Source organism: Methylobacterium sp. NEAU K, from assembly GCF_030700285.1.
GTDB lineage: Bacteria > Pseudomonadota > Alphaproteobacteria > Rhizobiales > Beijerinckiaceae > Methylobacterium.
In genome coordinates, this window is record NZ_JAUYZJ010000017.1 from 1 (window position 1) to 20582 (window position 20582).

The following is a 20582-nucleotide window of genomic DNA, read 5'->3' on the forward strand; positions in this document are numbered from 1 at the left end:
GGCTTGGTCGAGGCGGAGAACGCCCACGACGTCGGGGACACGGTTCTTCTGCGTGACGTCGACGAGGGCGATCTGGTTCGTGCCCACCACGATCGGCGAAAGGAACGTCGCCGACCCGAAGGGCGCGAAGCCGCCGTTGAACGCGAGCGGAGAGGCGGCGGTGTTCGATCCGCTGCCGAAGACTGGAAAGCGCCGGAACGTCGGATCTTCGGCCGAGATCGTCGCGCTCAGTCCGCCGCCGAGCGTGGCGGTATAGGCGAGGAGGTTGGTGCTGTACGTATCGGAGCCCGTCGTGCCGCCGATGAACTCGTAGTCGTGGGCGTAGAAATCGAAGAACGACGACGCGCGACCGGCCGTGATGCCGGCGAACTGGATGAAGGCCTTGTCGATATCGACGTATTGTTGCGCTCGCCCGAACGCATCCGCGCCAAGCGCAGGGAAGGCAAGTGCTTCTCTCTGGCGCGATCCGGAGGTGAAGTACGGCCCGGTCCGGTTCTGGATCTCGATACGGGTGAAGGCACGGAGGGTGCCGTACGCAGTCTGCGTCCGCGCATCGAGGTTCATGCGGGCGACCGATCGGTAGCCTGAGACGTCGCCGTTGGTGCCGCTCCGGTTGCCGCTGTTCTGGTACAGGTACTCAAAACGCGCCCGGCCCGAAACTCGAAGACATGTGTCGGTTCCGGGGATATAGAAAAATCCCGCCCCGTAAGCATTGCAGACGCGGACATACTCGACTGCGGCGGCCTTCTTGACCGGCAGGTCAGCGGCTTGGCCGGCCCCGACGGCCGCGAATGCAGCAGCGGACCCAAGCAGCGATGCTTTCAAAAATCTCATCCGTACCCCCAAAACATTCGAGACCCGTAGCCTGGGCGATGCCCGGTTTTCCGGGTCACGCCGCTCGTTTTTGTTCGGGCCTGCGTCTTGGTGGCGGGCTCCAGCAAGTTCACAAATCATGAATGCTTGCTGGCTCCGGATCATGCCTGAGCCGTTACGCTCGGCAACATTTCTTTTCAAAATAAAGTTTTAAACTTGCGGGCGGGAAGCTCGCGAGTAGCACCCGTGGGTGGCGCGCCTGTGTTCTGGAAGACACGACGCGGAGAAAAGTTGAGGCCTCGCAATAACAAGTGCGTTAAATATCGCAATCTTTGCGCAGTGTTCTCGAAGGGGGGTGTCTCGACTGCTCCGACCCGGGTTTCCAAGGTCCTGATATCGAAAACGCCGAGAGATGTGGTGTATGCGGCGTTGGGCGGCGCTTCGCCGGAGAGCACCCGCAAGGCCGAGTCTGAGGCGGAGGTCGGTCGCCCAGGGATTTGATCGCGCAGTGTGATATTAGAATTGACCACCTCGCTGCGAGGGATGCACCATGGGCGAGGTTCGTCCCGGCAGCGCCCACAGGATGGAGGCGGTCCGTCGCGCAATACAGCTACGTCAAGAGCGTGTGAGGGCCACCGCCCGGCGCTACGGGGTCAGCCCGACAACAGTACAGAAGTGGCGCGCTCGGCGGACGACGGCGGACGCCGCCATGGGTCCGAAAGGGCCACGCTCCACCGTACTGACGCCCGATGAATGGCCTGCTGCCGGTTCGGTGGACACCGGCCTAAGCTGGTTTGGCTCGGTTTTCGAACTCGACCGGGCTGAGATAGCCGAGCGTCGAGTGCCGCCGTACCGTGTTGTAGAAGCGCTCGATGTAATCAAACACGTCCGCCCGCGCCTCGTCCCGCGTGCGGTCGAGCTCACGCTGCAGGCGGGCGATCTCGGCGGCCTGATCAGACGGCGATGCGACCGCAGTTGGTGGCAAGGCCCCGGTCGATCCTGCCGGCCGCGGTCGGGGTGGGGCTCCGTTCAGCGTTGCACGCCATTGCCGCAACATCGAGGGCTGGATCCCGAGCTCGGCCGCGATCTGCATCTGCGGCCGGCCGCTGCTCTCCAGAAGGGCGACCGCTTCGCGCTTGAACTCGGGCGTGAACGCCCGTCTCGTCTGCGCCATCCGACACCTTCCTCGCTCCGCCAGAGCGTATCAGAGGTGTCCGTGAACCGAGGGAGGATCAGGTTTTCGGCAGCAAGCCCCACTGGCTCGCGGAGCCGAGCCCCTCGTGAAGCAGCACCAGCGTCGGAGCCGCGTCCGGCTGCTGGCCGAAGAAGTTGTATTCCAGGCGAACGTTATCGACATCGAGGAAGCCGGTGGCCTAGAGGCAAGTCATCCCACCCCCGATCTCATCTGGTCGGCGATCTTCTCCGCGATCATCAGGGTCGGGACATTGGTGTTGGCACTCGGCAGGCGCGGCATCACCGATGCGTCGGCGACGAGAAGGTTCTCGGTGCCGATGACGCGGCCCGCCGGGTCGACCACCGCGCGAGGGTCGTCCGCGCGGCTCATTCGGCAGGTGCCGCTCGCATGCCAGACCCCGAAGACGTTGTCGCGGACGAAACCGCGAAGTGCCGCGTCGTCCCGGATCAGCGTGGCCCAGTCCCTGCCCCCCGTGAACGCGCGGAGCATCGGGCGTCGCAGGACGGCCGGCGCGTCGAGGAGGCGCGCGAGCAGCGCGGTGATGCGGCGGTTCCGGTCCGATACGGCACTGAGGCGCCTGATCAGCGGGGAGTAGTTCGCTGGAAACAGGTCGGCCGGATCGGGATTCAGGGCGGCCGAGACGACGAGATCGACGAGGAACCGGACCCCGGAGGCGAGGCGGTCGAGGTCGCGGGGGTCCGACAGCAGGTTGAGGTCGATGTCGGGCGGCCCGGCCGGGTTCGCTGGGTCGAGGCGCAGGCGCCCGACCGAATGTGGCTGGTTCGCCCACAGAAAGTAAAGGGCGAGGCGCGCGCCGAGTGCGTGCCAGCCGGCCCGAGCCGAGGCGGTGAGGTACATGTCGGAGGCGCTGCCGTCCGGGTGATCGGACGTGTAGCGCAGTGCCAGAAGACTGGCCCGCCGGAACTCCGCAGGCAGCCGAAGGGCGCGCGGTAGGATCTGTGCGATGGTCAGGGCCGGATGGTCGCGCAGGTTCTCTCCGACGCCCGGACGGTCCACCAGCACCGGGATCCCGCAGGCGGTGAGCGCGTCGCCCGGGCCGATCCCGGCGCGCAGGAGGAGAGCCGGCGATTGGAGGGCGCCTGCGCAGATCACGACGGAGGATGCCTCCACCCGCTGCTCTGATCCGTCGTCCCTCCGCAGCACCGCTCCGGCCGCGCGGCGGCCATCCATCACCAGCGAGCGGACCTCGACCTCGGCGGCGATGGCAAGGTTTGATCGCGCCCGCGTCCTGGCATCGAGATAGGCCGCGGCAGCCGACACCCGCGCGTCGTCGCGGTTGGAAAAAGCTGGCGGAAAGATCCCGTCCGTGAACTCGCCATTCTGATCAACGCAGCGGGGTAGGCCACTCGCGTCGAAGGCGCGGGCCACCGCATGCGCGAAAGGTGGCCAAGCGGGCTCTAGGATGCGCCGGATCGGCAGCGGCCCGTCGCATCCATGCAAGGGGCCGCCGCAATCGAGGTCGGTCTCAAGCCGGCGGAAATACGGGAGCACGTCGTCCCAGGCCCAACCCTCGGCACCAAGTTCGGCCCAGGCGTCGTAGTCGCGAGGCAATCCGGGGTTGGCGGCCTGGACGTTGATGCTGGATGAACCGCCTATCACCCGACCTTGCTCGTAGGCCCGGCGACGAACCTGTCCGCGGGCATCGCGAGTCACCGCGGCGTCGAGGCCAGGCCAGACATAGGTGTCGCCGTGGAACAGCGGCATTGGGTAGCTGTCGAGGATCTCGGGCGGCACCCGACCGGGCGGGGTGTCGATTCCGGCCTCGACGAGGAGCACGCGGCGACGCGGATCGGCGGAGAGGCGGTTCGCCAGCACGCAGCCGGCCGAGCCGCCGCCAACGATCAACACATCGACCGCCTCGGGCAGGGTGCTCACGGGCGGCTCAGCCGACGGCCTTGCGCCAGTCGGCGTCGGGCGCGAGCACCGCATCGAGATCGACCTCGGCTTCGCCCGGGACCCGGATGCGCTTGAACTTCATGGGGGGGGCGTCGAGGGTAGCCGTCGCATCGAGGCCCATCTTGGCACCGACGCCGTCGCGCCCGGAGGGGTCGAGCTTCGAGCCCTGCGCGTTCGGGACCACCACGAGGTCCCGATCCGCCTGGAAGCGGGTCGAGACCGCCCACTCGACCTCCTTCGGGTCGTGAATATCGACATCCGTGTCGACCACGACGGCATGCTTGATGTCGTAATGGGCCGCGAACGCCCCGAGCAGCACGTTCTTGGCTTCGCCCTCCTGCGATTTCCGCAGCCGGACGTAGAGGTGGTAGCGCCCGACACCCCCGAGGGAGAGATGCACGTCCTCGACGCCGGGAAAGCTGCGCTGGAGGGTCGCGAGAATGGTCGCTTCCCGGGGGATCGCGCCGAGCAGCAGGTGCTCGAGGCCGCCGCCGACGATCATGTGGAAGATCGGATTGGGCCGATGCGTCACGGCATCGACCTGCATGACGTGCCGCTTGGCCCGCTCCCCGTAATATTGCGGGAATTCCCCGAACGGACCCTCGGGCTCGCGGACCTCGGGCAGGAGCCGTCCCTCGATCACGATCTCGGCCTCGGCCGGCACGCGCACGTCGTTCGTCAGGCACTTCACCACGTCGAGGGGCCGGCCGGTGAGGGCTCCGGCGATCTCCAATTCGTCGCTGCCGAGGGGGACGATCGCCTGTGAGGCCAAGAGGCACGCGGGATCGACACCGACCACCAGGGCGACCTCAAGGCCCCGTCCCTGAGCTTCCGCCCTGCGGTAGAAGTTGTCGGTGTGCCGCGGCAGCACCAGCACGCCGATCCGGTCCGGACCGCTGATCTGGCAGCGCAGGATGGCGACGTTCTGCAGGCCGGTCTCGGGATCCCGCGAGATCATGAGGCCCGCCGAGATGTAGGGGCCGCTGTCGTGCTCGTTCAGGGTCGGGACCGGCAGGAGCTTCAGGATGTCGATGCCCTCCCGGTGCACCTCCTCCTGTGCGGGGGCGGAGGCCCGCTCGCGCCAGGGCAGCGGTTCGGCCGCGGCGCGCCGGAAATGGGCGACGAGGCGATCCTGCGAGATGTCGAGCGCCTCCGCCATCCAGGCCCTGCTTGAGACGAGGCCCGAGACGATGGTTCCCGGATGCCCGCCGGGCTGCGGAAACAGGCTGGCGCGGCGTCCGTCGAGCCGGTTCGCCACGGCCGCCGCCTCGTGCCGGAGTCCGATGCCCGGACGTGCCACGGCCAGGCGCCCGTTCCCGGCGAGCCGATCGAGCCAGTCGCGCAGTGAACGGACGGGGGCGGGCGCGTTCATGCTGTCCTCGCGGAGGGGGCGTTCTCGGCCGGTGCCGTCATGGATGGAAGCGTTAAGCCCTTCCAGCACGCGGGAAAAATAACGATTGCTGATGCCGTGCATCACCCGGTCTGAATTGCCCGCATCGTCCCAGGCATGATCCCTTGGCGTCCGCCGCCCATGCCAGCCCGAGTCCCGCCCATGGACCTTCGCCAGATCTCCTACTTCGTCGCCCTGTTCGAGGAGGGCAGCGTCACTCGCGCGGCGCAGCGGATGAACGTGGTCCAGCCCGCGCTCAGCATGCAGATCGCCAAGCTTGAGCGCGAACTCGGCCAGCGCCTGTTCGACCGCCAGCCGAAGGCGATGATGCCAACCGCCGCTGGCCGCACCCTGCACCGGCTGGTCCAGCCGATTCAGCGGGACGTTGCCGAGGCCCGCGCCGTCATGGCGCGCCTCTCGCAGACGGTCTCCGGGCGCGTGACGGTCGGCATCCTGTCGTCCCTATCGATGAGCGTGGTGCCGAGCGTCCTCGTGCGTTTTGCGGCGGCCTATCCGGATGTCGAGCTGTCGCTGGCCGACGGTTACACAAGCACATTCATCGAGGGCGTCGGCACCGGCGCCCTCGATCTCGCGGTGATCAACCGGCCCGCCCGCCGGCTCGGCCTCGTCACGGCACCGCTCCTCGACGAGGAGATGGTGGTCGTGGGCGGGCGCGACACGCCGCTGCCGGTGCCACTGCCCTTCCGGATGGCCGACCTCGCCGCCCTCGACCTGATCCTGCCCTCGACCCGGCACGGTCTGCGCCTCGAACTCGACCGCCGCGTCGGGTCGGCCGACGTCACCCTCAGCCCGAAGCTCGAACTCGACCTGCCGTCCGCGATCGCGGATTTCGTGGCGCGCTCCGCGAGCTTCACCGTGCTGCCGAGCATCGCCGTCAGCCGCCAGCTCGCGGACGGATCCCTCAAGGCCTACCGCATCGTGGCGCCGCGCATCGCGCGCGAGTTGGTGATCATTCACCACCCGAAGAACCCGCTGAGCAAGGCGGCGCAGCTCTTCCTCGCTATTCTCACGGAGGAGCTGAGCGCTGCGGCTGCCGCGCTGCAGGCGCACATCATCACCGGTTAGGCTCCTCCGAGCCTGATGGCGCCGATCAGCCAACGTTATTCGACAGGCGCGCCCGCACCCCGATACTTTGCGGCGAAAGCGCCGCGCCCAATGCGACGGGACCGGGAGGAGTGATGAACACCCTGCCCCTTGTGGTTGGCATCTCCGGGGCCTCCGGGGTGATCTACGGTGTCCGTCTCCTGGAGATCCTGCGCGACCTCGCGATCCCGGCGCATCTCGTGATGTCGCGGTCGGCGGAAGTGACGCTCGCCCACGAGACCGACCTTAAGGTCGCCGACGTGCGGGCACTGGCAGCCAGGACCTACGCCCAAGCCGATATCGGCGCGTCGATCGCGTCCGGATCCTTCAGGACGCGCGGCATGATCGTAGCGCCCTGCTCCATGCGGAGCCAGGCCGAGATCGCCACTGGCGTCACCTCTGGTCTGCTGACGCGGGCAGCCGACGTGACGCTGAAGGAGCGCCGACGCCTGGTCCTGATGGTGCGGGAGACCCCGCTCCATACCGGGCACCTGCGCACCATGACGGCGCTCTCCGAGATGGGGGTGATCATCGCGCCGCCGGTGCCGGCCTTCTACGCACGTCCCGAGAGCCTCGCCGACATGGTGGACCACACGCTCGGGCGGGTACTCGACCTGTTCGACATCGATTTTCACGGGGTGCGGCGTTGGCGGGCCGAGGAGGCCTGATTGGCGATCAGCCTGTGGCCAGCGCCGCCGTCAGGACCTGTAGCGGCCCGTCCGGCCAAGGCAGGCGGAGATGGGCGGCGTAGTGCGCAAGGGCGTCCGTGCCCGAACCTGCGGGGCCGTTCGGTGCCGGCGCGGCCTCCGACAAAGCCGCGAGGGCGAGGCGCTCCGCGTCGAGTTCCGCAGCCTTGATCCGCTCCCGGAGTGCCTCTGTCGGCTGCCCCGGCAGGAGCTCTGACCGCATCGCCCGGCGGATCGCCCGCAGCGGTGCGATCACCTGTCCCCTCCAGGGGGCGACCCGGGCATTTGCCCGCATGATCGCCGTCGCGTCCACCGGCCGCCCGGTCCGGTCGCACCAGATCAGGTAGAGGAGGAGCGGCACGTCGACGCCGCCTTCGTCTTGCAGGGCGAGGCAGGCCTGGGCGATGCCGGGCCGGCCGTAGAGTTCGCAGGCGAAGGTCCAGAGAGGATCGCCGGTCATCGGGATGCGCCGCCTCGCGCGCTGGAGTGCTCAGGTCAGGTCGAGATTGCCCTGCGTCTCCTCGGTCAGGAAGGCACCCACGAGATAGACCAACGTGACGCCGGTCGTGACCACGGCGAGAACCATCGGGATCTGGCTCGGTCCATCGGAGACGAGGGAGACCAGGGTCGGCAACATGCCGCCGAGGGCGAAGCCGATATTCCAGGTCAGGCCGGTGCCGGTGGCGCGCACCGCCGTTGGGAATTTCTCGTTCAGAAAGATCAACAGCGGCCCGTAGCTGGCGTTGGCGATAAGCGCGAGAAGGCAGGCGCAGGCCGCCACCCCCGCGAGGCTCGTCGTGTTCGCCATGGTCAGAAACAGGGCCGGGAAGGCGAAGAGGCGGATTACCCCCATCAGGATGAAGGACTTTTTCCGTCCAAGATGCTGGCTCAACGCGCCCATGCCGCAGGCCCCGACCGCCGCCGCGACATTGGCGCCGACCAGGATCATCGAGGCGCTTGCGTTGGGCACGCCGTTCACAAGCTTGAGGATGGTCGGCAGGTAGCCCGAGGTCAGGTAGTAGGCCGCCCCACCCCCGAAGGCGATCAGCACCGAGACCGCGAAGCTTGTCCGATTGGCCGGCGAGAACAGGGTCCGGAGCGGCGAAGCCTCCGCGGTGGCTCCTGCGCGGATCTCGGCCTTGCGTGCCTGCAATTGCCGGAAGATCGGCGATTCCTCCAGGTTGCGGAACAGGATCAGGCCGATCACCGAGGTGAGCAGGCCTGAGAAGAACATCAGCCGCCACCCCCATACGGCGAAGGCATCGCCCGGCGCGATGAACGAGACGACGTAGAAGACGAGCGAGGCGAGGAGGCCGCCGATGGCCGAGCCGCCGCCGCCGACCGCGCCCGACATCAGGCCGCGCCAGCGCTCGGGCACGGATTCGGTTCCGATCGTGTGGGAGGCCGCGACCACGCCGCCGACGAAAATGCCCTGGACGAGGCGGAACAGCAGGAAGATCGCGGTGGCAAGCCAGCCGATCTGCCCGACCGTGGGCAGGAGGCCGAAGATCGCCGTGGACAGCCCGACGCCGGTCACCGCCAACATGAGGGCGCGGCGCCGGCCGAAGCGGTCGGCATAGGAGCCGAATAGGGCCGAGCCGAGCGGCCGGATCAGCAGCGTGACCGCGAAGGAGGCGTAGGCGCCGGCCAGCGACAGCATCGGCTTGTCGGCTGGGAAGAACAGCGCCCCGACGACGGGCGCGACATAGAGCAGGATGAAGAGATCGAACAGGTCGAGGCCCCAGCCGAACAGCGACGCCAGGGCGGCTGTGAAGGTCTGTCGGCCCGTAGCCTTGGTGAGGGCGAGGGGATCGGGCGTGAGCGCCGCGGCGGTAGACATGGCTTTCCTCCCTGGGATGCGGTCGTTGCTGCTTGGGTCGTCGTCGGCCGGTCTTCGCGCCGGCTCGGAGCGCGGCCTGTCCGGGCGCGCGCCATCGTGTCCCGCCGGAGCGGGACGACCGATCGTTTCCAGAGGTGACGCGGGGGGCATGGCGTGCCGCCCCCGCGTCGCGGCAGTCCCTACGCGTTTCCCCCCGTCGGACCAGCCGCTGCCCCGGCGGGGCTAGGAGCCGACGAAGCGGGGCGCCCGCTTCGCGTGGAAGGCCTCGACGCCCTCGCGGAAGTCGTCGGCCTGCCGCAGCCGGCTGTAGCAATGACCCTCGAGTTCGATGGCGATCGAGAGGCTCGCGTCCTCGGTATCGTTGAGGAGCTTCTTGGCGGTGCGCTGCGCGATGGGGGAGAAGGCCCGCAGCTCCTCGACGAGGGCGTCCGTCGCCCGCTCCAGTTCCGCATCGGGCACGCATTCCGTGGCGATGCCCCAGTCCAGGGCCTGATGGCCGGGGATGCGCCGGGAGCGCATCACGATGTCCTTGGTGCGGGTGATGCCGACGATCTTCTGGAGCCGGGCCGAACCACCTGAGCCGGGGATCTGGCCGAGCTTCTGCTCTGGCAGCGCGTAACGGCAGGTCTCGGAGACGATGCGGAAGTCGCAGGCCAGCGAGATCTCGAAGCCGACCCCAAAGGTGTAGCCGCGGTTGGCCGCGATCACCGGCTTCGAACAGCGGGCGGGCGCGGCGATGTTCCAGGCGAGCCTGGAGACGTGCTCGGGCGAGGCCTCCAGAAAGCCCTTGATGTAGCCACCCGAGGAGAAATGCTCGCCCTCCGCGCGCAGGACGATGACACGCACGCGCTCATCTTCATCGAGGGCCTCGAACACCTTTCGGATCTCGTCCCTCTGAGGCATCGCGATCACGTTCATGGGCGGCCGGGCCAGGATCACGTCGGCGCGTTCGCGCTCCGCGTCGATCTCCACGCGGAACCCGTCGAGGTTCGTCAGGCGTGGATCGGTGGTCTGATGATCTGTCGTCATGGACTCGGGCTCTCGCTTCGGGGCTCTCTGGGCGTTGAGGGGGCGACGTTCGCGCGAAACGGCGCGGTCAGGCCGCGGCATTCCCTTCGGCGCGGGGCTCGGCCGCGCGCTCAGGGACGTACTCGCCGGCGACGAGCTGGCGGCGCAGCAGCTTGCCGACCGGCGATTTCGGAATTTCGTCGACGAAGACGTAGCGGCGCGGGAGCTTGTGGCTTGGTAGGCCGCCTTCCCGGCAGTGGGCGTCCAGGACCGCCGCGTCGACGCGGCCGCTCCGCTTGATGAACGCAGCGACGATCCGGCCCCAGCGCTCGTCGGGCAAGCCCACGACGGCGACCTCGGACACGGCGGGGTGTAGCGAGAGCCGGCTCTCGATCTCCACGGGCGAGACGTTCTCGCCGCCGGTGATGATCATGTCGTCGACCCGGCCGGTGACGAAGATGTCGCCGTTGGCGTCGGCAAAGCCGATGTCGCCGGTGAAGTACCAGCCGTCGCGGAACGCCTTGGCGGTGGCTTCGGGGCGGCGCCAATAGCCCTCGAAGGCCTCGTCGCCACTCGCAATGACGGCGATCTCCCCCTCTTCGCCGGGCGCGGCGGGCGCGTCCGGGGTGCCCGTCAGGGGCACGATGCGCACCATGGTGTTGAGCCCGGCCCGGCCGGCCGAGCCGGGCTTGGTCGCGGCCTCGTGGTTGATCGTGAAGGTGTAGACCTCCGACGAGCCGTAATGGTTCACGAAGAGGTCCGGCCGGAACGCTTCGGTGAGGCGCGCGAGCAATCCGTCGGTCATCGGTGCCCCGGCGAAGCCGAGCTTGCGCACGGAGCCGGTGTCGGTCGCCGGGAAATCCGGGTGGTGGACGAGGTCGTGGTAGAGGGTGGGCACGAGGTAGAGGTTCGTGATCCGCTCCGCCGCGATCAGCCGGAGGGCGCGGGCCACGTCGAAGCGCGGCAGGCAGACGAAGGTGCCGCCGATCAGCGACATCGCCAGGAGCGAGCGCACGCCCATGGTGTGGTAGAGCGGCATGACGCCGAGGGTCCGCTCGGCGCGTCCGTAGAGATTCTGCGCCACATGGGCGAGGGCCGCCGCCCGTTCCGTTCTGTGCCGCCGCGGCACGCCCTTCGGCTTGGCGGTGGTACCGGAGGTGTAGAGCATCAGCGAGATCGCTTCCGCGTCGGCGCGCGGCTTCGCTGGCGCGGCCTCTCCGGCGGCAAGCTCCGAGAACGCCGTGTCGCCGGGGCCGGGGGCCATGCCAACCGCGATGCGGGGAATCCGGCTCGGCCCCACGCTGGCCCGTAGGCTCTCTGCCGAGACCGGCTCGTAGGCGATCGCGCAGGCTTCCGCGTCCGCAACGGCGAAGTCGATCTCGTCGGGCTTCGCGCGCCAGTTGATCGGCGTGATCACGATCCCGGCGAACTGGCAGGCCCAGTGCAGGGTCGCCGCCTCGTGACGGTTCTGCAGGACGGTAACGAGGTGGTCGCCGGGCTTGAGCCCCATCCGGCCGAGGCCCGCGACGGTCGCGGAGATCACCGCTATCCACTCCACGTAGGACAGGCGGACGTCGCCGTCGACGATGGCCAGCGCCCGCGGATCGCGCGAGACGCTCGCCAGGAAGCTGGTGCCGAGATCAAGCATGGGCGCTCTCCGAAGGGGTCGGGGCCGGGCCCTCGCCCCGCAGTTCCGCGGCCGCCTCCAGCGCGGCCTCGATGATCGGCGCGTAGCCGGTGCAGCGGCAGAGATGGCCGCCAATGACCTCAGTGATCTCCCGGCGCGACGGGCGCGGTCGCAGGGCGAGGTAGGCATCGAGCGACATCAGGATCCCGGCGGTGCAGAACCCGCATTGCAGGGCGTGGCGGCGCCGGAACGCCGCCTGGAGGATGCCGAGCCGACCAGGCTCCGGGGCCAAGCCCTCCACTGTCCGGATCGCACAGCCTTCGATTCCAATAGCCAGCGTCAGGCAGGCGCGGGCCGGCACGCCATCGATGGAGATCGTGCAGGCCCCGCAGACGCCGTGCTCGCAGCCGACATGCGTGCCCGTGGCGCCGAGCCCGTGCCGGAGCGCGTCGGTCAGGAGCGTGCGGGTCTCGACCTCGACCGTGGCCGGGTGTCCATTGAGGGTGAAGGCGACCGTGTGGCGCCCCTTCGCGTCTAGCTGCGGCATGGCGCGGCCTCCCGGTTGGTCTCGCCCTTCGCTACCTTGGCCGCGTCTTGCAGCACGCGCCGCCCGAGGTTGCGCACGAGGTCGCGGCGGTAGCGGGCAGTGGCGTGGAGATCGTCGCCCGCCCCAAGGTCCCACGCGAAGGCGTTGAGGGCATCGTCGAGCGCCGACCCTTCGAGATGGGGAAAGTCTCGCGCGGTGGGCCGGTCCGCGACGCCGCCGATCGCGAGCCGCATTCGCGTGCCGTCGACCACGGCCGCGCAGGCGACGATCGCGAAGTCGCCGTGGCGGCGGCCGACCTCCGCGAAGGCGTAGCCGGTGCTGTGTCGGCGCAGAGGATACGCGATGGCTTCGATCATCTCGTCGTCGGCCTTTTCGGTCACCATCATGCCGGTGAAGAAGGCCTCCGCGGCGACGCCGCGGACTTTCCGGCGGCTCCGCAGGCGCACCTCGCCGCCGAGCGCCAGGAGGCACAGGGGGATCTCGGCGCTCGGATCTGCATGGGCCACGGAGCCGCAAAGCGTGCCGCGCGCCCGGGTCTGGAGATGGCCGACCCAGGGCAGGGCGGCGGCCAGGAGCGGCAGGTCCTCGGCGAGCTTGGGCCGCTCCAGCAGGATCGCCTGGCGCACACCGGCCGGGACGATGAGGGCTCCCTGCTCGACGCGAGGTTCCTGAAGAGCGGGGATGCGCATCACGTCGACGAGCATGGCGGGTTTGGTCAGCCGCATGTTGAGCATCGGCATCAGGGATTGACCGCCCGCGATGATCCGGGCCTCGGAGCCGTGCTGACGCAGAGCGTCGAGGGCCTCCTCCAGGGATGCAGCGCGGACGTAGCCGAACGGGGCGGGCTTCATGCCGAAACTCCGAGGCGCGCGAGCAGCCGGCGCAGGAAGCCCGGGATCTGCGGAAAGCGGCTGGACGAGCCGCCGGCCCGACGGGCGAGGGCCGCGAAGAACCCGCCGATGATCACGCGCGCCGCGCCGTCGAGGAGCCTTCCTCCCACCGCCGCGACCTTGCCGCCAACGGACGCCTCATAAACGTAGGAGACCCGGGTACCCCCGGTCGCATTGGGCTCCAGGGTTATTCGGCCGCTGCCGCCACCACTGCCGAGGCCGCCTGTGACAGTGCCGGTCAGTGTCGCCGCCCGCGGCGCGTCGAGGTCGGAGAGGGTCACGTCGGCCTTGTACCGGCCCTTCACAGGGCCGACCCCGAGGCTGACATCGGCCTGGAAATGGGTGTCCGAGAGCTTCCGCACCCCGTGAGATCCGGGGATTACGGAAGCGAGGACATCCGGGTCGAGGAGCATCGCCCAGACCGACTCCGGTGGTGCGGTGACCTCGGCCGTGCCCTCGCCGCGCAGGGTGCGATCGCCGGGCTTTGTCGGCGGCTTCGAGGCGGCGTGGCCGGCCGGGGGCGCCAGTTCGTCCCCCCCTGCCGCGAGCCTCGCAAGCTTGGCAGGCGTCAGGGGCAGGTCGATCTCTTCGAGGCCGAGGGCATCGGCCACCGCGTTGGCGAGGCAGACCGGCGTCGACATGCAATTGCCCTCGCCCACGCCCTTGGCGCCGAGCGGCGTGAAGGGCGAGGGGCTCTCGACATGCAGGATCCGCAGGTCCGGCACCTCGGTGGCGGTGGGCAACAGGTAGTCCGCGAAGGTGCCGGACAGGAAGGCGCCGTCGTCGCCGTAGGCGAGCTCCTCGTAGACGGCGGCGCCGAGCGCCTGCGCGAAGCCGCCGCGCACCTGCCCCTCGACCATGCCCGGATGCAGCACGCGCCCGCAATCATGCATCGTGACGTAGCGGTCGATGCCGATCTTGCCGGTGACCCGGTCGATCTCGACGCCGCACAGATCGAAGATGAAGCCGTGGCAGAGGGAGGAATTGACGCGGTCCTCCGCGTCGGGCGCCGTCAGCTCCGGGGGGGTCCAGAACACCGTCTCGCGGATGGCCGCGCCGACGTCCTCGGGCACGAGCCCCGGCGACCAGTGGCTCGCGGCGGCCACGCGCCCGAAGGGCAGGCCCGCATCCGGGTTCGTGCGCGAGGCGACGCGCCCGCCCGCGAAGACCAGATCCTCGGGCCGCAGGTTCAGCTGTGCCGCCGCGATCCGCGTGAGCTTGTCGCGCAAGCGCGTGGCGGCGAGATGCGCGACGCCCGCCACGGCGGCGGCGAAGCGGCTCGAATAGTTGCCCGAGGCGATCGACCACGCATCCTTGGCCGTATCGAGGTCGGCCGTGACCCGGACCTGCTCCATCGGGATCCCGAGGACGTCGGCCACCACCTGCGCGAGGACCGTCCTGTGCCCCTGCCCCTGGGGCACGGAGGCGACCTGCACCGTCACCGAGCCGACAGGATCGAGAGTGATGGTGGCGGTCGATTGTGCGCCGTTCTTCGGGCCGGCCTTGGCTCGCTCGGCCGCTGTCAGCACCGTGGTGATGTAGCCCATGTTGGAGACGCTCGGCTCCACCGCCGCCGTCAGTCCGATGCCGTAGAGGCGTCCTTCAGCCCGTGCCGCGTCGCGCCGCCGCTTCAGCTCGACGAGGCCCCCGTCCCGGGCTGCCTCGTCGAGGGCGCGCTGGTAGTCTCCGGAATCGTAGAGGGCGCCGGTCGCGGTGCGGTACGGGAAGGCGTCGGCTGGGATCAGGTTCCGGCGGATCACCGCAAAAGGGTCGAGGCCGAGTGTGCGGGCGATGCGCTGCATCAGCCGTTCGAGGGGATAATAGACCTGCGGCCCGCCGAAGCCGCGCACGAGACCGGTCGGGGTCTTGTTCGTGAGAACCACGCGGTTGCGCACGGCGACGTTCCGGATCGCGTAGGCGCCCGTCAGGTTGCCGTGCATCCGGTAGAGCGTGGCGGGCTCGGGCGCGCGCAGATACGCCCCGCAATCCTCGATCTGGTCCCAGTCGAGGGCGGTGACGCGCCCGTCCGCGCCGAAGGCGGCCTTGAGGGTGGTGACCCGGTTCGTCGCGGAGACGGAGGCCGAGAGGTGCTCCAGCCGGTCCTCGATCCACTTCACCGGCCGGCCGACGAGGCGGGCCGTCGCGGCGATCAGGACCGCGTAGGGGGCGACGCCCTGCTTCACCCCGAAGCTGCCGCCGGAATCCGGCGGCGTGCGCAGGCGCAGGCGGTTGCCCGGAACCTTGAGCGCCCGCGCCACCACCGCGTGGATGCTGAACGGTCCCTGGAAGTTCGCCAGGACGTCATAGGAATCGTCCGTCGGGTCGTAGGACGCGACGACGCCGTAGGTTTCCATCGGCGTGCCGGTATTGCGCGGATAGCGCACCGTCACGGACAGGCTGTGCGGGCTCTCCGAGAAGGCGGCCTCGGGGTCGCCGTACCGGAACCGGCGGTCGCTCACGAGGTTCGAACCGACACCCTCGTGCAGGACCACGCTGTCGGGGGCGAGCGCAGCGACGGGATCGACGACGGCCGGCCGCACCCGGTATTGCGGCTCGATCAGGTCGCAGCCGTCCTCCGCGAGGTAACGGTCGCGCGCCACCACGATTGCGACGGGCTCGCCGACGTAGCGCACCTGGTCGACCGCGATCGCGCGGGCATCGACGGCGGCCCGAACCGCCGGGACGAGGCCGGTTGTGATGGCGGCGAGGTCCCGGCCCGTGACGACGGCAACGACCCCGGTCAGCGCCCGCGCCGCCTCGGTGTCGATGGCGACGATGTCCGCGTGGGCGTGGGGCGAACGCAGAATCGCCGCGTGCAGCGTGCCGGGCCCGGTGCCGAGATCGTCGATATAGCGGCCGAGCCCCGAGAGCAGCGCGGCGTCTTCGACGCGCTCCACCGATCGTCCGATGAATGCCGTGTGCTCGATGCCCAATCCGCTTCCTCCGCCGGAACTCTCTTGGGTTCCGTGCTGCGAAGAGGATGGCGGCCCGGTGAGCGAGCGACGATGCCGACGCGTCTCGCGACTTACCGAAACGTCTCATTTTGCGGGTATTGCCGCGCGTGAAAGTCCCTGTCCCCGTGAGAACAGCCCGTCAGATCGCGGGCTCGCCGCCCCGTCTGACGATGCTGCGGAAGACGCTCGGAGGCACGCTGACATGGTCGCGGAAGAAGCGAGAGAAGTGCGCGGGCGCGGCGAAGCCGAGGCGCGTGCCGATCTCGGCAAGGCTCTCTTCGCTGCGCACGATCGCCTCGACGGCCTGTTCGACCCGGATCGCGTTGAGGAAGACATGGGGCGGAGCCCCGGTAGACTGCTCGAACAGGCGATAGAACTGCGCCCGGGAAAGGCCCGCTTGGCGCGCCAGCGCGTCGGTCCCGCGTGCGGCGCCGGGCTCGGCTCGCATCTGCGCGACGGCGCGCCGGATGCGCCAATCGCCGGCATTGCGCCGGGCGGCGGCGCGAAGGGCCTCGCCCGCCTCCCGCCAAGCCGTGAAGCGCTCGATCACCGCGATCATCAGGCCGGACAGGAGTTTGTCCTGGATGTGCGAGGAATGCGGCGCGTAGACCATTTCCGCGGCGAGGTCATGGGCGAGCCGGCGGATCGTCGGTGTCACGCCGCCGGACGACTGGCCGAAGAAGCCGGGCGCCCCGCTCGCCGCCCAGTTGCGCCGGAAGGCGCCGAGCCAGTCCGGCTCGATATAGAGTGCGAGGATCATCGCCTTGTCGCGCCGCGGATCGTGCAGGTAGGCGTGGGTCTCCCAAGCGTTGACCAGGATGGCCTGATCATCGGTGAGCGCCACCACGCGGTCGCCGACGAGGAACTGCGTGTCGTCCCCCTCGACCTTCAGCAGCACATGGCAATGCGGGTGCGCGTGGCGGACGAGGCCGCGGTCCATGTCGAGGAGAGCGACGCGGCCGAAGGCGCCATGGGCGATCTCAAGAGCCTCGGACATCGACAATTTTTAGCATGGCATCCGGGACGCAGCCAGATCTGGCCGAGCAGTCGATTCGCTTCAGGGTGATGTCGCTGGCTCGCTCCGGGGCGCGGCACTCTTCCAGACTTGAGCGAACGCCATCACGACGATGGGGATGACGAGCGCCACGTAGGCATTGTCGATTCCCCTCGGGTCCCCAGCCAAGAACCACCTGATCGTCAGGACGAGGGAGGCCAGGATGCTGACGACCGCGGCGCGTGGGCTGCCGAAGCGCGGCGCATAGAAGGCGAAAAGGACCAAAACCGCGAGGGTCGCCCGCAGTGATTTCGCCAGGAACGTCACCTTCAGGATGTCGGGCGCGAAGATTGCCAGAGGGATCGGGAACAGGCCAACGAGAATCGTGGTGACGCGCACGAAGCGCAGGGTCGACGCCCCTTCCTCTGTGCGGAGGCGTGAGAGATAAAAGTCCTTGTACAGCAGCGTCGCGGCGCCGATCCTGAGGGCCGAGATCGTTCCGAACAGCGATCCTGCCAATCCTGCTACGACGACAGCGGCGAGGAGGTCGTCCATCTGGGTGATCAGCCCCGGCAGAGCATGGATCGCCGAGATCTCGGGCCGGAGAGCCGCCGCGCAGACACCAACCAGGGCAGCGCAGATCCCGAACGGGACGAGTAGGATGGCGCAATAGAAGCTCGCCTGCCGCGCCGTGCGCCCGTCCTGCACGGTGTTGATCGCCTGGATTACGTATTGCGTCGAGAAGACGGCGCCGATGCCGGCTACAAGCCAGGCGAAGATCTGCGGCCAGCCGACCGCATCTATCGCGAACATCCGCTCGGGCAGGCGCGCCTGCAGGGTTGCGAGGCCGCCAACCCGGGAGAGTCCGAAGACGACAGCGGTCAGAATGTCGACATACTTGACCAACGCGTGCAGGACGTTGGTTTAGATCACCGAGCGCATGCCCCTGACACTGACGTAGAGCGTCGCGATGGCGCCCGTGATGACGATAGCACTCGCCCGATCGACATTGAGGAGGGCCGCCAGGATCGTCCCGCCGCCCGCATAGGTCGACACGGCCACGATCTGCAGCGCGAAGATCATGATGAGTGAGGTGGCGAGCTTGGTCGGGCGGCCGTAGGCCTTGGCCAGCGCACCTGAAATCGTGTTCTCGCCGAGCTGCTTGAAGCGGGGAGCCAGGAGGATGGCGTAGAGTACGAAGCCGATTGTGAGGGCCAGTACGTTCCAAGCCGCTGACAGGCCGACCTTGTAGGCCGTCTGCGTGGTGCCAACGCTGGTGGCGGTGCCGATGAACTCCGACATCAGCAGGAAGCCGATCAGGAACGCGGGGTAGCGCGTGCCACCGGAGGTAAAGCTTCCCGCGCTCTTGGCGTAGCGCCGGGCCGAGATGCTGATCAGCCCCATCGCCGCCATATAGGCTAACGTCAAGGAGAGGACGATCCAATTCGGTTGCATCGGCGCAGACTAACGGTAACGCCGCGGCGCGGGCGGGACATCGAAATCCATCATGTTTCCTTCGGGATCGCCCATTGGTCCTAACACCCCCGGATCTGGGAGCGAGAAGGGCCGATCATTGTCGGAAAACCTAGACGCCACGAGGACGGTGAGCAAACAAGCAAAACTGATCTAGGTCATCAGACAATATGATGCCTGCTCTCGGGGAAATGGGATTTCGAGATGAGCTCACGCGGCATAATTAATTTGTAATTTTTATTGAAATCATAGTTTTTATTATATACAATCTGTTACGATTGTCCCCAAGATCGCGGTCGATGCGCAACGGTCTGACGTCAAGGTCGGCTTAGTAGGCGACCCATAACTTAGACTCCTGCGAAGTCCGCTTTGGAGACATCCTCGCACTGTGTCTTATGATTGCTTTGGGCGCGAAGCGGCAGACCGGAGCTGGCAGATAACTGAATGGTTCCTGCCCAACGAACTGTACTGCAATGCCGACGTTGGGAATTCGAATGCTTGTGACCCAACCTCACTATTGAGGCCAGTCTACTCGGTGCCGGAACATGGCCGTTCCTACGGAGGTCGTTTCGGTGGCATTGCGCCGCCAGCGTAAATAGGCGGGGCCGAGCGGGTTTAGCTGTTGAGACCGGGCCGCTCGGCCCCTATCGAAGCGTAGACCCTGGGAAGGATTTTCACTTCGATACCGAGCGCGCCGCGGCGGTGTGCGGACCGCGGCGCATGATCGCTTGACGTCAGCCCTTGCGGACCAGCGGCGTCACCACCTGAGCAGGGGCCGGCGGGGTGTAGAGCGGGACAATGAATCTGATGAAGCCATCGGTCGAGTAGTTGTCGCGCGTCCGGCCGAGCGCGTTCGTGTACTGGGCGCCGGTGATCACGTCACGGGCAACGTAAGCCTGAACGGTGAAGGCCTTGAAATCGTAGCCAACGAGGCCACCGACCGCGAAGCGGCCGCGATTGCCGTTCGCCGCGCTGAACTGGCTGATATCGAAGTTGTAGGCGCCGTAGGCGATCGGACCGATCTCGAAGTTGCCGAATTTCTTAGTGGCGGTCAGATCGAGCAGGATTGCATCCGAGAGGCGGATCGGGCCGATCGCTGCACCGACCGGGCCGCCGAAGCGACCGGGCGTGTCGTAGACGTTGCCGGTCAGGTTGGCGGTGATGTTCCAGCCGTCGCCTGTGTAGCTGCCGGCGACTCCGAACCTGTAAGTGTTCGAGGAGAACTGCGGCAGCACTGGCGTACCAGCCAATCCGGTCCCAAGAGAACCGCGGCCGGCATCAAGGTCGTTCAAGTGAACGCCGCCTAGGAAGCTGACGCCGAAATTGTTGCCGAGGTCGAACGCCCAGATACCGGCGAGCAGGGTGCCGACGTTGATCGAGATGTCCTTGTTTCGCTGGCCGCCGCCGTTGCGGGTGAAGGCGAACACGGTGGGCTGAGCGACGAGGGCTTCGATACGGCCGCCGAGAGGGGTCAGCGGGGTCGACCAAAGCAGGAACGGGACGTTGATCGCGGTGTCGGGCGAGAATGGCTGATCGGTGCGACGGTAGATAAAGGTGTCCACCGCGTAGAGGCCCTCGGGCAACGGCGCGCCGGCGGCGAGCCCGACCTGTTCGCCCGGAATGGTTGTCGCTTGGGCAAAGGCGGCCGTCGCGCTCAGCGCGACGGCCGCAGCTCCCGCGAGCATTGCCGTGATCCTGTTCAGCATCCTCAATCCCCTTTCCGCCAAGCGCAGGCCGAGCGTTCCCGTTCGCCGAAAGACCTCGGCAGAGATGTCGATAGGTTGTGTTGTTGGACTGCAGTGTCTTGGTTGTATGGAAACGCGATCAATTTGTACGCATTTCCATAACGACTATAAGTGTGCCAACATTTTACTTTGAGTCTACTGCAAAAACGACGGCCGATACGAGGGGATTTGTTCGTGTTGCGGCGAAAGCACGCTTGTCAGCGACCACGTCGGAAAAATGTTGGCGCATGGTCGTATGGCTTCGGCAGCCCGGAGCTGCGAGCAAGGGCGACTTCTCGGAACTTAGCCGCTACTCTACCGGGCGCCTGAGCGATCAACTCCCAATGGCGGTGTCCCAGCTCCTTCCGGAGCCAGTTCTCCGACAGACCGTTCGCGCAGAGATGCGGCATACCCAATGTG

The 20582-nt window shown here is 67.9% G+C and carries 17 protein-coding genes and 1 pseudogene; 3 read left to right on the forward strand and 15 right to left on the reverse strand.

What is annotated here, in order from left to right; all coding sequences use genetic code 11:
• A partial coding sequence (locus Q8W67_RS14895; RefSeq protein ID WP_305547004.1) for a porin occupies window positions 1-834 on the reverse strand: 834 nt, incomplete at its 3' end.
• 529 nt (window positions 835-1363) lie between these two features.
• On the opposite strand from Q8W67_RS14895, the pseudogene Q8W67_RS14900 reads away from it, so the two are divergent.
• Window positions 1364-1567 (forward strand): annotated as a pseudogene (locus Q8W67_RS14900) (helix-turn-helix domain-containing protein); the annotation flags it as partial.
• Window positions 1568-1597: 30 nt separating this feature from the next.
• Here Q8W67_RS14900 and Q8W67_RS14905 read toward each other — a convergent pair.
• From Q8W67_RS14905 to Q8W67_RS14920, 3 genes are all read right to left on the reverse strand, one after another.
• Window positions 1598-1987: a transposase gene (locus Q8W67_RS14905; RefSeq protein WP_305546803.1), complete on the reverse strand. Its 390-nt coding sequence runs from the start codon at window positions 1985-1987 to the stop codon at window positions 1598-1600.
• Between the two features lie 210 nt (window positions 1988-2197).
• Entirely contained in the window at window positions 2198-3904 is a 1707-nt protein-coding gene (locus Q8W67_RS14915) for a GMC family oxidoreductase (RefSeq protein WP_305546805.1), read from the reverse strand.
• A 7-nt stretch (window positions 3905-3911) separates the two neighbouring features.
• Entirely contained in the window at window positions 3912-5297 is a 1386-nt protein-coding gene (locus tag Q8W67_RS14920; protein WP_305546808.1) for a UbiD family decarboxylase, read from the reverse strand.
• A gap of 180 nt (window positions 5298-5477) precedes the next feature.
• Between Q8W67_RS14920 and Q8W67_RS14925 the strand changes: the two genes are divergently transcribed.
• Entirely contained in the window at window positions 5478-6401 is a 924-nt protein-coding gene (locus Q8W67_RS14925) for a LysR family transcriptional regulator (RefSeq protein WP_305546810.1), read from the forward strand.
• Window positions 6402-6514: 113 nt separating this feature from the next.
• Window positions 6515-7087: a UbiX family flavin prenyltransferase gene (locus tag Q8W67_RS14930; protein ID WP_305546812.1), complete on the forward strand. Its 573-nt coding sequence runs from the start codon at window positions 6515-6517 to the stop codon at window positions 7085-7087.
• Between the two features lie 7 nt (window positions 7088-7094).
• Here Q8W67_RS14930 and Q8W67_RS14935 read toward each other — a convergent pair whose 3' ends face one another.
• The 11 genes from Q8W67_RS14935 to Q8W67_RS14985 all read right to left on the reverse strand — a co-directional run bounded on the left by Q8W67_RS14935 (window position 7095) and on the right by Q8W67_RS14985 (window position 20144).
• Window positions 7095-7565: a TIGR02444 family protein gene (locus tag Q8W67_RS14935; RefSeq protein ID WP_305546814.1), complete on the reverse strand. Its 471-nt coding sequence runs from the start codon at window positions 7563-7565 to the stop codon at window positions 7095-7097.
• 30 nt (window positions 7566-7595) lie between these two features.
• Entirely contained in the window at window positions 7596-8945 is a 1350-nt protein-coding gene (locus Q8W67_RS14940) for an MFS transporter (protein ID WP_305546817.1), read from the reverse strand.
• A gap of 222 nt (window positions 8946-9167) precedes the next feature.
• Window positions 9168-9974 (reverse strand): enoyl-CoA hydratase/isomerase family protein, encoded by an 807-nt coding sequence (locus Q8W67_RS14945; protein WP_305546819.1) that lies wholly within the window; start codon window positions 9972-9974, stop codon window positions 9168-9170.
• A gap of 67 nt (window positions 9975-10041) precedes the next feature.
• Window positions 10042-11601 (reverse strand): AMP-binding protein, encoded by a 1560-nt coding sequence (locus Q8W67_RS14950; protein WP_305546821.1) that lies wholly within the window; start codon window positions 11599-11601, stop codon window positions 10042-10044.
• A complete protein-coding gene (locus tag Q8W67_RS14955; RefSeq protein ID WP_305546823.1) occupies window positions 11594-12127 on the reverse strand; it encodes a (2Fe-2S)-binding protein in 534 nt (177 codons plus the stop codon). The genes Q8W67_RS14950 and Q8W67_RS14955 overlap by 8 nt, the downstream gene beginning before the upstream one ends.
• A complete protein-coding gene (locus Q8W67_RS14960; RefSeq protein ID WP_305546825.1) occupies window positions 12115-12978 on the reverse strand; it encodes a xanthine dehydrogenase family protein subunit M in 864 nt (287 codons plus the stop codon). The genes Q8W67_RS14955 and Q8W67_RS14960 overlap by 13 nt, the downstream gene beginning before the upstream one ends.
• Window positions 12975-15950: a molybdopterin cofactor-binding domain-containing protein gene (locus tag Q8W67_RS14965; RefSeq protein ID WP_305546827.1), complete on the reverse strand. Its 2976-nt coding sequence runs from the start codon at window positions 15948-15950 to the stop codon at window positions 12975-12977. Before Q8W67_RS14965 ends, Q8W67_RS14960 begins: the two co-directional genes overlap by 4 nt.
• A gap of 160 nt (window positions 15951-16110) precedes the next feature.
• Complete coding sequence (locus Q8W67_RS14970; RefSeq protein ID WP_305546830.1) at window positions 16111-16968, reverse strand: AraC family transcriptional regulator; 858 nt, start codon at window positions 16966-16968, stop codon at window positions 16111-16113.
• A gap of 60 nt (window positions 16969-17028) precedes the next feature.
• Window positions 17029-17778, reverse strand: coding sequence for a hypothetical protein (locus Q8W67_RS14975; RefSeq protein ID WP_305546832.1), 750 nt, complete (start codon window positions 17776-17778; stop codon window positions 17029-17031).
• Between the two features lie 111 nt (window positions 17779-17889).
• A complete protein-coding gene (locus tag Q8W67_RS14980; RefSeq protein WP_305546834.1) occupies window positions 17890-18393 on the reverse strand; it encodes a hypothetical protein in 504 nt (167 codons plus the stop codon).
• 779 nt (window positions 18394-19172) lie between these two features.
• Window positions 19173-20144: a transporter gene (locus tag Q8W67_RS14985; protein ID WP_305546836.1), complete on the reverse strand. Its 972-nt coding sequence runs from the start codon at window positions 20142-20144 to the stop codon at window positions 19173-19175.
• Window positions 20145-20582 lie beyond the last annotated feature (438 nt).

Bases quoted from the DNA above. Each gene is read 5' to 3' on its own strand.
- Q8W67_RS14905 (WP_305546803.1), bottom strand. From the start codon at position 1,987: ATGGCGCAGACGAGACGGGCGTTCACGCCCGAGTTCAAGCGCGAAGCG.
- Q8W67_RS14920 (WP_305546808.1), bottom strand. From the start codon at position 5,297: ATGAACGCGCCCGCCCCCGTCCGTTCACTGCGCGACTGGCTCGATCGG.
- Q8W67_RS14925 (WP_305546810.1), top strand. From the start codon at position 5,478: ATGGACCTTCGCCAGATCTCCTACTTCGTCGCCCTGTTCGAGGAGGGC.
- Q8W67_RS14930 (WP_305546812.1), top strand. From the start codon at position 6,515: ATGAACACCCTGCCCCTTGTGGTTGGCATCTCCGGGGCCTCCGGGGTG.
- Q8W67_RS14935 (WP_305546814.1), bottom strand. From the start codon at position 7,565: ATGACCGGCGATCCTCTCTGGACCTTCGCCTGCGAACTCTACGGCCGG.
- Q8W67_RS14940 (WP_305546817.1), bottom strand. From the start codon at position 8,945: ATGTCTACCGCCGCGGCGCTCACGCCCGATCCCCTCGCCCTCACCAAG.
- Q8W67_RS14945 (WP_305546819.1), bottom strand. From the start codon at position 9,974: ATGACGACAGATCATCAGACCACCGATCCACGCCTGACGAACCTCGAC.
- Q8W67_RS14950 (WP_305546821.1), bottom strand. From the start codon at position 11,601: ATGCTTGATCTCGGCACCAGCTTCCTGGCGAGCGTCTCGCGCGATCCG.
- Q8W67_RS14955 (WP_305546823.1), bottom strand. From the start codon at position 12,127: ATGCCGCAGCTAGACGCGAAGGGGCGCCACACGGTCGCCTTCACCCTC.
- Q8W67_RS14960 (WP_305546825.1), bottom strand. From the start codon at position 12,978: ATGAAGCCCGCCCCGTTCGGCTACGTCCGCGCTGCATCCCTGGAGGAG.
- Q8W67_RS14970 (WP_305546830.1), bottom strand. From the start codon at position 16,968: ATGTCCGAGGCTCTTGAGATCGCCCATGGCGCCTTCGGCCGCGTCGCT.
- Q8W67_RS14975 (WP_305546832.1), bottom strand. From the start codon at position 17,778: ATGTTCGCGATAGATGCGGTCGGCTGGCCGCAGATCTTCGCCTGGCTT.
- Q8W67_RS14985 (WP_305546836.1), bottom strand. From the start codon at position 20,144: ATGCTGAACAGGATCACGGCAATGCTCGCGGGAGCTGCGGCCGTCGCG.